Here is a 12,439-nt window from a genome sequence, read left to right on the forward strand (position 1 = left end):
TGGGATTGCAGAAACGCCACCATTCGCCACCCCTTCGAATGAACTCCCTTGCGGTCAGGCGCGATTCACTTGACACGGGACGATCGAGAGGGAGCGGAGCGATGCGCGCAGGGGCGCGCGGCCCGGTCCGCACCACTCCTCGCACCACAGTGCGCCGCCGGAGCTTCACCGTTTGCGACGCTGTGTAACGAGGAGACTTCAGGTCGTAACCACCGGCGAGCGCAACCCGTTGGAGGGGGCATGGGCTTCACTATCGGCGGCATGCGGGACATCCGGTCCGGGTCACGACGCCGCGGCCGCACCACTGAGTGCACCGTGGTGGCGGAGTACACCGGCCTGTGGGGCTGGGCCGTCGTGCCAGGGGCGCGGGCGGCGTCCGGCGACTGCTCGTGCGGCGTCCCGGACTGCACGTCCCCCGGGGCTCATCCCCTGGGCTACGCACCCGAGATCCCGGCCGGCGCGACGCTGGACGATGTCACCAAGGCATGGGCCGAGGTACCGGGCGCGGCCGTGCTTCTGCCCGTCGGCCGCACCTTCGACATCCTCGACGTCGCCGCACCGGCCGGCCGGCGCGCGCTGGTGCGTCTGGAGCGGATGGGACTGCCGCTGGGACCGGTCTCGGCGACTCCGGACGGGCGCTGCCAGTTCTTCGTAGCGCCGGGCGCCGCCGCCGAACTTCCGCACCTGCTCTACCGGATGGGCTGGGACGACGCCGGGCTCGATCTGCACTGCCTGGGGCCGGGCAGCCACATCACCGCGCCGCCCTCCGACCACGCGGGCCTCGGACCGGTCAGCTGGCTGCGGGCGCCCTCGCTGGACACCGCCGTGGCGCCGCCGCAGGCGCGGCTGCTGCTGGGCACGCTGGCGTACATCTGCCACCGCTCGGCGGCCTGAGGTCCACCGGGCAACGGACACACGCTCGGCGGCCTGAGGTCCGCCGGGGACGCACGAGGGCGGGGCCGGACACTCCGGCCCCGCCCTCGTGCGTCCACTGTCCGGGGCTCGCCCCGGCGCTTCCTCACTCCCCGATGAGCGCGTCGACGAACGCCTCCGGCTCAAAGGGCGCCAGGTCGTCGGCGCCCTCGCCCAGACCCACCAGCTTGACCGGCACGCCCAGCTCACGCTGGACCGCGATGACGATGCCGCCCTTGGCGGTGCCGTCGAGCTTGGTCAGCACGATGCCGGTGATGTCCACGACCTCCGCGAACACCCGCGCCTGCACCAGACCGTTCTGACCGGTCGTGGCGTCGAGGACCAGCAGGATCTCGTCCAGCGGGCCGTGCTTCTCGACGACGCGCTTGACCTTGCCGAGCTCGTCCATCAGGCCGGTCTTGGTGTGCAGCCGGCCCGCCGTGTCGATGAGCACCACGTCGGCGCCCTCGGCGATGCCTTCCTTCACGGCGTCGAACGCGATCGAGGCCGGGTCGCCGCCCTCGGGTCCGCGCACGGTGCGGGCGCCGACGCGCTCGCCCCACGTCTGGAGCTGATCGGCCGCCGCCGCACGGAAGGTGTCCGCGGCGCCGAGGACGACCGAGCGGCCGTCGGCGACGAGCACCCGGGCGAGCTTGCCGGTCGTGGTGGTCTTACCGGTGCCGTTGACACCGACGACCATGACGACGCCCGGGGTGTCCAGGCCGCTCTCGGTCTTGACCGCGCGGTCGACGTCGGTGCCGATGAGCGCCAGCAGCTCCTCGCGGAGCAGGTTGCGCAGATCGTCCGGCGTACGGGTGCCGAGCACCCTGACCCGCTCGCGCAGCCGCTCGACGAGCTCCTGGGTCGGCGCCACGCCGACGTCGGCGGTGAGCAGCGTGTCCTCGATCTCCTCCCATGTCTCCTCGTCGAGGTGCTCGCGGGACAGGAGCGTGAGCAGCCCCTTGCCGAGCGAGTTCTGCGAGCGGGCGAGGCGGGCACGCAGCCGGACGAGCCGGCCGGCGGTGGGCTCCGGGATCTCGATCGCGGGGGCGGGCGGCTCGGCGACGACCGGGTCCTCGACGGCGACCGGCGTGTCGGCGGCCTCCTCGGCCGACGGGAGGTCGACCTCCTCGATGGTCCGGCGTGGCTCGTCCCGCGGTGTCTCCGCCTCGTCGCCGACATGCGGCTCGGCGGGCGGAGCGGTGATGGTCGGCGTGCTCGACGGCGCCGAGGGCGGCAGCTGCTTCTTCTTGCGGCTGCTGACCACGAGACCGCTGATCGCGCCGAGAGCGACCAGGGCGATGACTACGGCAAGGATGACGATTTCCATAACCCACCCAGTATCGGCCACGACTCTCCGGCCGCGGCGGCGTCGGACGGTCCTTCAGGGACCTCGGACTGTATTTGGACCTTTTGGGGGGTACAGACGATGCTGGTGCCTCCGGTTTTCCACCGGCACCGGCACTGTCCCGGAGTCCCCCCACCCCCTTCACGGAGCTCCCCCATGCCCCACGCCTCCGATGCCGAAGGCGCGACAGAGAGCGCGGTCGAGACGCGCGGTCTCGAACCCGTCCCCGACGGGGAGCGCACAGGCCACGTCCGCGAACTGTTCCCCACCTGGGTCGCCGCCAACATCAGTGTGCTGTTGCTCACGATGGGCGCGGGGCTGGTGGTGTTCAACGGTCTGAACTTCTGGCAGGTCCTGGTCGTCGCGATCACGGCCCCCGTCGTCTCATACGGCATCGTCGGCCTGATATCCGTGGCGGGCAAGCGGGGCGGCTCCCCCGGCATGGCCCTGTCCCGCGCGGTCTTCGGGCAGCGCGGCAATCTGCTGCCGGGCTCGCTGATCTGGATCGCGCGCTGGGGCTGGGAGACGATCAACGCGGTCACCGGCGCCTATGCCGTGCTGACCGTGCTGGATCTGCTCTTCGGCGTACGCAGCAACACCGCGCTGATCATCGTGACGCTGCTGCTCTTCGTCGCTTGCACCTTCCTCGTGTCGGGACTGGGCATCAACGCCCTGCGGCGGTGCAGTACCTGGTCGACCTATCTCTTCGGCGCCTTCAGCGTGCTCGTCCTGGTCCATCTGGTCGCGGGCACGGACTGGTCGGCGGTCTTCGACAAGCCGGCCGGGTCGACGGCGATGATGGTCGCCGGCATCGGCACGATCGCGGCGGGCGGGATCAGCTGGGTCCCCTCGGGCCCGGACTTCACCCGCTATCTGCCGCGGACCGCGTCCAGCCGGGCGGTGGTCGGCTCGACGATCGGCGGCGCCGGGATCGTCGTCCTGCCGATGGTGCTGATGGGCGCGGTGATGGCGGTCTCGACTCCGGACCTGGCGAGTGCCACCGACCCGGTGGCGTTCATCGGCGAGATCCTGCCGCTGTGGCTCGCCGTGCCCTATCTGCTGATCGCCCTGGTCGGCATGCTGCTGATCAACTCCATGTCCATGTACTCGGCGGGCTTCACCGCGCAGACCCTGGGCATCCGGGTCCCGCGCGCCTGGGCCGTCAGTGTGAACGCGGTCATCAGCCTGGTCCTCGGCTTCCTGCTGATGGTGGTGGCGACCAGCTTCACCGGCTCGTTCATCTCGTTCCTGACGCTGCTGGCGGTGGCGTTCTCCGCGTGGATCGGTGTCTTCGGCGTGGACATGCTGCGCCGGAAGGACTACGACGGCGCGGCCCTGATGGACACCACGCGCACCAGCGCCTACTGGTACCGCGGCGGTTTCGCCTGGCAGGCGACGGCGTCCTGGGCCGCCGCGCTGTTGGTGGGTCTGCTGTTCACCAGGACCGACTGGTTCTCGGGGCCGCTCGCCACGTCGTGGCTCGGCGAGAACGGTCTCGGCTGGGGAGTGACGATCGTGGTGGCAGCGGCGCTCTACGCCGTGCTGCCCCGGACCGGGACCCCGGCGGCGGCGACGAGCGCGGAAGCGGCACAGGCCGAACCCGTACGCCTGTCGCTCTGACCCCGGCGGGGCCTGCGAGCCCCGCTCCTCCCCGCCACCGGAAGCCCGGCCGGTCCGGACCCTGGGAATCTGACAGCACGTCAGCTAACGTCCTCCCTCGCCAGGTTCACAACCGGTGGAGGGGGACGTCCCCATGGCCTTCACAGTGGCCCGCTTCAATCTCGTCGATCCCGGCGCGACACCCGAGACGCTCGCGGCCCGTTACCGCGCGGCGCTGGAGATGGCCGCGTACGCCGACGACCGCGGTATCGACACCATCCAGACCGAGGAGCACCACGGCGCGGTCAACAACTGGCTGCCCTCCCCCTTCGTGTTCGCCGGAGCCGTGCTCGGCGGCACGAGCCGCATCGCGGTCACCGTCTCCGCGATCATCGGCCCGCTCTACGATCCGCTCCGGCTGGCCGAGGACATCGCCGTGCTCGATCTGATCGGGCGCGGCCGGCTCGTCACCGTCGCGGGCATCGGCTACCGGCCGGAGGAGTACGAGCAGCTGGGAGCCGACTGGAGCCGGCGCGGCGCGCTTCAGGACGAGCTGCTGGAGACGCTGCTGACGGCCTGGAAGGGCGAGCCGTTCAGCTACCGCGGCCGTACGGTCCAGGTCACCCCGCGTCCGTACACCCAGCCGCATCCCCTGCTGCTGGTCGGCGGCTCCTCCAAGGCGGCCGCGCGGCGGGCGGCCCGTCTCGGGCTGCCGTTCTTCCCGAGTGCGCATCTGCCCGAACTGGAGGCGTACTACCAGGAACTGCGCGCGCAGTACGGCACGGACGGCTTCTGCATGATGCCCGCGGAGAAGACACCCCTGCTGCATCTGTCCGAGGACCCCGACCGCACCTGGGCGGAGTTCGGCGAGCACTTCCTGCACGAGGCGCGCACGTACGCCTCCTGGCAGTCCGCGGACATCCGATCGGCGGTGCGGTCGAAGGCGACGACGGTGGAGGAACTGCGCGCCGAAGGGGTGTACCGGATCGTCACGCCCGAGGAGTGCGTGGGCCTCGGGGCCGACAGTCTGGTCCTGCATCCACTGTGCGGCGGGATGCCGCTGGACGAGGGATGGCGTTCGCTCCAGCTCTTCGCCGAGCAGGTGATTCCCCGGCTGACCGCCGCGTAGGGCCCGTTGACGGCGGACTGCCCCGGCTCGATCGGCGAGCCGGGGCAGTTCCGTGAAGAGAAGAGGGGCAGCGGGGATTAGCCCATCTCCTCCAACGCCTTGCCCTTGGTCTCCTTCACGAACAGCAGCACGAAGGGGATGGAGAGCACGGCGAAGAATGTGTAGATGATGTAGGTGGCCGAGAGGTTCCAGTCCGACAGGCTCGGGAAGCTCGCGGTGATGGCCCAGTTGGCGATCCACTGCGCGGAGGCGGCGACGCCGAGAGCGGCGGCGCGGATCCGGTTCGGGAACATCTCGCCGAGGAAGACCCACACGACGACACCCCACGAGAGGGCGAAGAAGAGCACGAACACATGGGCCGCGATCAGGGCGACGAGGCCCTGGGTGTCGGGCAGTTTGCCGTCGACGAGGTCGGCGGAGAAGGCCCATGCCTCGACGGCGAGGGCGATGGCCATACCGGCGGAGCCGATCAGGGCGAGCGGCTTGCGGCCGACCCGGTCGACCAGGACCATCGCGATCACGGTGCCGATGATGTTCACGATCGACGTGGTGAACGAGTAGAAGAACGAGTCGGTCGGGTCGATGCCCACGGACTGCCAGAGCGTCGAGGAGTAGTAGAACGCGACGTTGATGCCGACGAGCTGCTGGAAGACCGAGAGGCCGATACCGACCCACACGATGGGCAGGAAGGCGAAGCGCCCGCCCAGCAGGTCCTTGAACGTCGACTTGTGCTCCCGGCGCATCGCCCGGTCGATCTCGGCGACCCGGGCGTCCAGGTCGATCTTCGTGCCCTCCACCTCGGCGAGGACCTCCTTCGCCTTGGCGACCTTGCCGACGGAGATGAGGAACCGGGGCGACTCGGGAATCGCGAAGGAGAGCAGTCCGTAGAGCACGGCCGGGACGACCATGACGCCGAGCATCCACTGCCAGGCCTCGATGCCGGCGATCTCGCCGCGCTGGTCGCCGTCGGCGATCTGGAGGATGCCGTAGTTCACCAGCTGGGAGATGGCGATACCGATGACGATCGCGGCCTGCTGGAAGGAGGCGAGCCGGCCTCGGTAGGCGGGCGGGGAGACCTCGGCGATGTAGGCGGGGCCGATGACCGAGGCCATACCGATGGCGAAACCGCCGACGATGCGCCAGAAGGCGAGGTCGTAGAGGGCGAACGGCAGGGCCGAGCCGACCGCGCTGATCGTGAAGAGCACGGCGGCGATCTGCATACAGCGGATACGGCCGATGCGGTCGGCGATACGGCCGGCCGTGGCGGCGCCGATGGCACAGCCGATCAGGGCGATGGCGATGACCTGGGCGAGTGTTCCGGACCCGATGTCGTAGCGGTCGCGGATGGCTTCGACGGCTCCGTTGATGACCGAACTGTCGTAGCCGAAGAGGAATCCGCCCATCGCGGCCGAGGCCGTGATGAAGATGACATGCCCGAGGTGGTCGGGGTGGGCCTCTCGGGCGCCCGATGCCGGTGGTGGCTCAGTGCTGGTCACGTGTACTCCTGGGGCCTCCGGCAGCGCCGGGCGTGGGGGGCGAGCCCTTCAAGTGGCGCACAACTTCATGCGGCCCACCACTTGAAGGTAAAAGCAACGTTGCAGAGACTATTCGTTCAAGTTTCGAAGTCAAGACCTCACCGCCAACGGATTTGGGACACCGGCGTGTGGACTTCAGTTCAAGAGTTGAAGAGTTGTCAGCGGAGGCGCTGACTGATGACCTTGGAGACTCCGTCGCCCTGCATGGACACGCCGTACAGCGCGTCCGCGACCTCCATCGTCCGCTTCTGGTGCGTGATCACGATCAGCTGGGACGACTCCTGGAGCTCCTGCATGATGCGGATCAGACGCTGGAGGTTGGTGTCGTCGAGCGCCGCCTCGACCTCGTCCATCACGTAGAACGGGCTCGGCCGCGCCTTGAAGATCGACACCAGCATCGCCACCGCGGTCAGCGAACGTTCGCCTCCCGACAGCAGGGAGAGCCGCTTGACCTTCTTGCCCGGCGGCCTGGCCTCCACATCCACACCCGTGGTGAGCATGTTGTCGGGGTCGGTCAGGATCAGCCGTCCCTCGCCCCCGGGGAAGAGGCGGGAGAAGACGCCCTCGAACTCCCGGGCAGTGTCGCGGTAGGCCTCGGTGAAGACCTGCTCGACACGCTCGTCCACCTCCTTCACCACCTGAAGCAGGTCGGCCCGTGTCTTCTTCAGGTCTTCGAGCTGCTCCGAGAGGAACTTGTGGCGCTCCTCCAGCGCCGCGAACTCCTCAAGGGCCAGCGGATTCACCTTTCCGAGCTGCTGATACGCCCGTTCGGCCGACTTCAAGCGTTTTTCCTGTTCGGCGCGGACGAAACGTCGCGGCTGGTTGCGCGGGTGCTCCGGGTCCTCCGGCAGCTCCTCGCCCTCGGCCGGCAGCGACGGCGGCACGAGCTGGTCCGGCCCGTAGTCCGAGACCAGCCCGGCGGGCTCCACACCGAGCTCTTCGAGCGCCTTCGTCTCCAGCTGCTCGATCCGCATCCGCTTCTCGGCGCCGAGCACCTCGCCCCGGTGGACCGAGTCGGTGAGCTTGTCGAGCTCGCTCTTGAGGTCGCGGCCCTCGTTGCGGGCGGCCGTCAGCTCCCTCTCCCGCTCGGCCTTCGCCGCCTCGGCAGCGACCCGTTCGGCCTCGGCGCGCACCAGCGAGACCTCGACATGGGCCAGCAGCTGGCGGGCACCGCTCGCCACCGCGGAGGCGACCTCCGCCTCGTGCCGCAGCCGTGCGCGGCGCTGTTCGGCCCGTGCCCGCGCCTCACGTTCGGCGCGCGCTCCGCGGTCGAGGGCGTCGGCCCGCCCGGAGAGCCCCTTGACCCGCTCCTCGTGCGTACGGACCTGGAGCCGGGCCTCCATCTCGGTCTGCCGCGCGTTGGCGCCGTCCGCGGCGAGCCGGTCCCGTACGTGCGTGTCGGGCTCCTCCTCGGCGGGCGCCTCCTCGGCCACCAGCAGCCGTTCGGCCAGTTCCTCGGCCTCCCCGCGGGCCCGCTCCAGCGCCTCCTGCGCCCGGGCGACGGCCGCGGTCGTCCGCTCGGCCTCGCCCGCGGCGCCGCGGGCCTGCCCCGCGAGCCGGCCCAGCCGGCCGGAGACGGCCGACTTCTCCCGGTCGGCCGCCCTGCGGCGCTCCCCCAACTCCTCGACGAGCCCGGCACATGCGGTGCGCCGTCCGGCCGCCTGCTGCTGGGCGGCCGCCGCTTCCTCGCACCGCACGGCGAGCTCCTCCAGCTCGGCGGCGGCCTCGTCGACGGAGGCCTGCACCTCCAGCAGACTCGGCGCACCGGCCGAGCCGCCCTGCGCGAAGTGCGCGCCGAGAACATCGCCTTCGGCCGTCACGGCGGTGAGTCCGGGCCGGGCGTGGACCAGGTCCTCGGCGTCCTCCAGCGTGCCGACGACGACGATGCCCCGCAGCAGCGAGCGCACGGCCGGCATCAGTTCCTCGGGACCGCGCACCAGATCGGCGGCGTACACAGGACCGTCCGGGTGCCGTTGTTCGGCGGTCTCGGGGCCGCCGGCCAGCAGTATGGCGGCGCGACCGGCATCGTTCTTGCGCAGCAGCCGCAGTGCATCGGCGGCCGTCGCCGTGGTGGAGACGGCGACGGCGTCGGCGGCCGCGCCGAGGGCCGCCGCCACCGGTACCTCATGGCCGGGTGCGACCGTGAGCAGCTCCGACGCCGGTCCGAGCAGTCCGCCGAGCCGGTCCTTCGCCGCCAGCAGGGCACCGGTGCCGTCCTTGCGCCGCAGGCCCAGCGCGAGCGCCTCGCGCCGGGCGGCGACGGCGGCGCGCTTGCGTTCGGCCGCGGTGAGTTCCTCGCGGGCCGAGCTCAGGGCCGCTTCGGCCTCGCCCAGTTCCCGCTTGGCCGCATCGTGCCGCTCACCCAGCTCCGTGTCGTCGGCGTCGAGGCTGTCGACCTCGGCCTGGAGCTGCTCGTACTCCTCCTGGGCGGTGACCGCCCGCTCCTGCGCCTCGTCCCGGGCGGCGGCCAGCCGGTCGATCTCGGCCTGCGCCGAAGCGGCCCTGCTGCGGGCGGCGTTCACCTGGCCGCCCAGCCGGGCGAGGCCTTCGCGGCGGTCGGCGATGGCACGGGCCACGTCCTTGAGCCGGCGTTCCTCGACCGCGAGTTCCCGTTCCAGGTCGGCGCGGTGCGTGACGGTGTCCTCCAGGGCGCGCTCCGCCGCCTCCAGCGCGGCCTCCAGCTCGGCCTCCTGCTCACGGATCCGGGCGGCCTCGCGCTCCATGTCCTCGGGATCGCGGCCCCGCCGGTCCTCCGCGGGCTGCGCGGTCGCGCTCTTGACCCGGGCGTCGGCCAGCGAGACGGTGCCGCGGACCCGCTCGGCGAGCTGGGAGAGTTCGTACCAGCTCTGCTGGGCCTGCTGGAGCCGCGGCGCGAGCCGCCGTACCTCGTCCTCGAGATCGGCCTCCCGCCCGAGCGCGGCCTTGAGTTCGGCCTCGGCCGCCTCCTTGCGTTCCTTCAGCGCGGCCTCGTCGGCGACCTCGGTGCTCAGTGCCTGCCTGAGCTGTACGAGATCGTCGGCGAGCAGCCGCAGCCGGGCGTCGCGCAGGTCCGCCTGGATGACGGCGGCGCGGCGCGCGACCGCGGCCTGCCGTCCGAGGGGCTTGAGCTGCCGCCGCAGTTCGTCGGTCAGGTCCTGGACCCGGGCGAGATTGGCCTGCATCGCGTCCAGCTTCCGCAGCGCCTTCTCCTTGCGCTTGCGGTGCTTGAGGACGCCGGCGGCCTCCTCGATGAACGCCCGCCGCCCCATGGGGTCGGCGTGCAGGACGGAGTCGAGCTGGCCCTGGCCGACGATGACGTGCATCTCGCGGCCGATGCCGGAGTCGGAGAGCAGCTCCTGGATGTCGAGCAGCCGGCAGGTGTCGCCGTTGATCTGGTACTCGCTGCCGCCGTTGCGGAACATGATCCGCGTGATGGTGACCTCGGCGTACTCGATCGGCAGAGCGCCGTCGGAGTTGTCGATCGTGAGGGAGACCTCGGCGCGGCCGAGCGGCGGGCGCCCGGTCGTCCCGGCGAAGATGACGTCCTCCATCTTGCCGCCGCGCAGCGACTTGGCCCCCTGCTCGCCCATCACCCAGGACAGTGCGTCCACGACGTTGGACTTGCCCGAGCCGTTGGGGCCGACGACACAGGTGATGCCCGGCTCGAACCGCAGTGTCGTGGCGGAGGCGAAGGATTTGAACCCGCGCAGGGTCATGGCCTTGAGGTGCACGCAGCCGGACTCTACCTTTCGCCTCGCTCGGACCGCCGGACCCGGCCCGTCCCGGCCTGCCTTAGGGGCAGTTCGCCGGAGCGCTCGGTCTCGCCATCCGGGACGGCGGGCGGCTCACGGTTTCACCCATGAGGGCGCAGGGCAGATCACGCGGTAGAAGAAGGACTGTAAAGCGCCGGGGGGAAAGAAAGAAGGGACGCCGAAGCGTCCCTTGCATATCTTGTGCGGTTGATCTACAGGCGTGACCGAGCTCTGTCAGGTGAGCGCGGGCTCCGCCTGGGGTACGTCGATGTCGATGCCGTCAAGCAGCGACTCTCCAGGGTGCTTGGCGACGGCAGCGTTGAGCGCGTCGTTCTCGGACTGGATCCGTACAAGCTCGGATTCGAGGTCCTGGACGCGCTGCTGAAGCCGTCGCATCTCGGCGAGGAGTCGCGGGTCGGAGCCGCCGACGTAACCGAGAAGCGCCTTTGCCATGATGGATGGTCCTCCACACTGAGTGACCGACCGGAAGCGGTGTGGGTCGTGAGGGAATCGCACCCGCGGTGCTCGACAGTGCTATTGGTGCTCATGTCGCTGCGGTTCGTACTGCCAAACAGCTAAGGTGCGCGGGGCTTCCAGAGTCTCACCAAAAAGTTTGACGGTCAACACGATCACACCCCGTATCAAGGGCGAACCCGGGTGCTCACTGCCGCGGAACGCGCGGTGGAGCCTCTTCTCCGGGGCCTGGGGGCGTGGAGATCATCCTTACGGCCGCAGCCTGGCATGACAAGCCCTTCTTGGCAACCACCAGGCTGTTTCTGCCACGGACAGGTGCCGGAGGGATGCGTTCCGCGACTGGCGGGGCGGGCCGGCGGCGGACCCTCAGCGGATCGCGAAGCCCTCGTACCCTCCGCGGGGCGTGTCCCAGATCTCAGTGACGCCGTCGACTCGACCGGGTGTGTCGTCGGACCGCAGCCAGTCCAGCAGACGGTGGCAATTCTCACGTGGACCCTCGGCCACGACCTGCACTCTGCCGTCGTCCAGATTGAGGGCGAAGCCGGTGAGGCCGCCGATCTCCAAAGCGTTTGCCCTGGTGAACCAGCGGAAGCCCACTCCCTGTACTCGGCCGCGTACCCACGCCGTCAGACGTGCAACATCATTCATGGCTGCAAGGTAGCGAATGGATCAGTGCTGCATCACATCCCTATTCGGTGTTATGCCGTACAGTCCGGTCGAAATGAAACTCACCCATTCGGGTGAGCCTCTTTTTTGTACAGCCGTCGAGCACAAGGAAGGCCAGCAGATGGGACGTCATCGACGCTCCGCCAAACGTGCGGGCAGGCCCGTACGCACTGGGCTGCTCGGCGTCTCCGCTGCCGTGGCGGTGGGCGCCGTGATCGTTGCGTCCGGCCTGCTGCCGGGTGACGACACCTCCGTCGTGGGCGGCGAGAGCTCGCCCGCCAAGCAGGTGCGCAGCGAGGGATCCGCCCGGCTCCAGACCCAGGGCGACGCGAGCGCCGAGCCGACGCCCGAGGCATCCGCGCCGTCCGCGCCGTCTGCACCGACCGCGCCCGCCACGACGCCCCCGCGTCCGAAGGCACCGGCGAAAAGCCCTGCTCAGAAGCCCGTGAAGCCCGTGAAGCCCGCGGAGCCCACCAAGCCCGCGAAGCCGACGGCCAAGCCGTCGACGAAGGCTCCGGCCCCGAAGCCGGCGAAGCCCGCTCCCGAGAAGAGCGAGAAGGAGAAGAAGGAGAGCGCCCCGACCCGTACGGAGTCACGCTCCCCCGACCGCGCTCCCGATCGCGCTCCCGACCGGCAGAAGCCCGTCTCGTCCTCCTCCGAGGCAGCGGCCGAGGGCGAGGTGCTCAACCTGGTGAACGAGGAGCGGTCCAAGGTGGGCTGCAGCCCGGTCCGGACCGACGCCCCGCTCGCCAAGCTCGCCGGCACCTTCAGCAAGGACATGGCCAACCGCGGCTTCTTCGGCCACACCGACCCCGAGGGCGACTCCCCCTGGGACCGCGCCGCGCAGGCCGGCGTGAACAACCTCGGTGCCGAGAACATCGCCCGCGGCCAGGCCGACGCCTCCGCGGTCATGAATTCGTGGATGAACAGCGAAGGCCACCGGGCAAACATTCTCAACTGCGATTACAAGACGCTCGGCGTCGGTGTCCACATGGCCGACGGCGGCCCGTGGTGGACGCAGGACTTCGGTTTCTAGCAGTCGCGC

The 12,439-nt window shown here is 70.3% G+C and carries 9 protein-coding genes; 4 read left to right on the top strand and 5 right to left on the bottom strand.

The genetic code is table 11. The features are described from left to right. Positions 1-240: 240 nt before the first annotated feature. Positions 241-894, top strand: coding sequence for a bifunctional DNA primase/polymerase (locus RPQ07_RS10555; RefSeq protein WP_313943852.1), 654 nt, complete (start codon positions 241-243; stop codon positions 892-894). A gap of 124 nt (positions 895-1,018) precedes the next feature. On the opposite strand, the gene ftsY is transcribed toward RPQ07_RS10555, so the two are convergent. Further along, the gene (ftsY, locus tag RPQ07_RS10560) at positions 1,019-2,242 is read right to left on the bottom strand and encodes a signal recognition particle-docking protein FtsY (protein ID WP_313943853.1); all 1,224 of its coding nucleotides are present in this window, start codon (positions 2,240-2,242) and stop codon (positions 1,019-1,021) included. A gap of 174 nt (positions 2,243-2,416) precedes the next feature. Between ftsY and RPQ07_RS10565 the strand changes: the two genes are divergently transcribed. Next, a complete protein-coding gene (locus RPQ07_RS10565; protein WP_313943854.1) occupies positions 2,417-3,880 on the top strand; it encodes a cytosine permease in 1,464 nt (487 codons plus the stop codon). Between the two features lie 133 nt (positions 3,881-4,013). Then, entirely contained in the window at positions 4,014-4,988 is a 975-nt protein-coding gene (locus tag RPQ07_RS10570; RefSeq protein ID WP_313943855.1) for an LLM class flavin-dependent oxidoreductase, read from the top strand. Positions 4,989-5,065: 77 nt separating this feature from the next. Here the strand turns inward: RPQ07_RS10570 and RPQ07_RS10575 are convergent, their stop codons facing one another. The 4 genes from RPQ07_RS10575 to RPQ07_RS10590 all read right to left on the bottom strand — a co-directional run bounded on the left by RPQ07_RS10575 (position 5,066) and on the right by RPQ07_RS10590 (position 11,376). Next, a complete protein-coding gene (locus RPQ07_RS10575; RefSeq protein WP_313943856.1) occupies positions 5,066-6,484 on the bottom strand; it encodes a sugar porter family MFS transporter in 1,419 nt (472 codons plus the stop codon). 197 nt (positions 6,485-6,681) lie between these two features. Continuing rightward, positions 6,682-10,233 (bottom strand): chromosome segregation protein SMC, encoded by a 3,552-nt coding sequence (gene smc / locus RPQ07_RS10580; RefSeq protein WP_313943857.1) that lies wholly within the window; start codon positions 10,231-10,233, stop codon positions 6,682-6,684. A gap of 255 nt (positions 10,234-10,488) precedes the next feature. Further along, positions 10,489-10,707 carry a hypothetical protein gene (locus RPQ07_RS10585; RefSeq protein WP_313943858.1) on the bottom strand — a complete coding sequence of 73 codons (219 nt, stop codon included), beginning with the start codon at positions 10,705-10,707 and terminating at the stop codon, positions 10,489-10,491. Between the two features lie 387 nt (positions 10,708-11,094). Continuing rightward, a complete protein-coding gene (locus RPQ07_RS10590; RefSeq protein WP_313943859.1) occupies positions 11,095-11,376 on the bottom strand; it encodes an acylphosphatase in 282 nt (93 codons plus the stop codon). Between the two features lie 139 nt (positions 11,377-11,515). Between RPQ07_RS10590 and RPQ07_RS10595 the strand changes: the two genes are divergently transcribed. Continuing rightward, positions 11,516-12,430 carry a CAP domain-containing protein gene (locus tag RPQ07_RS10595; protein WP_413777830.1) on the top strand — a complete coding sequence of 305 codons (915 nt, stop codon included), beginning with the start codon at positions 11,516-11,518 and terminating at the stop codon, positions 12,428-12,430. Positions 12,431-12,439 lie beyond the last annotated feature (9 nt).

The sequence above is a fragment of the Streptomyces sp. AM8-1-1 genome (assembly GCF_032229325.1).
Lineage (GTDB): Bacteria > Actinomycetota > Actinomycetes > Streptomycetales > Streptomycetaceae > Streptomyces > Streptomyces achmelvichensis.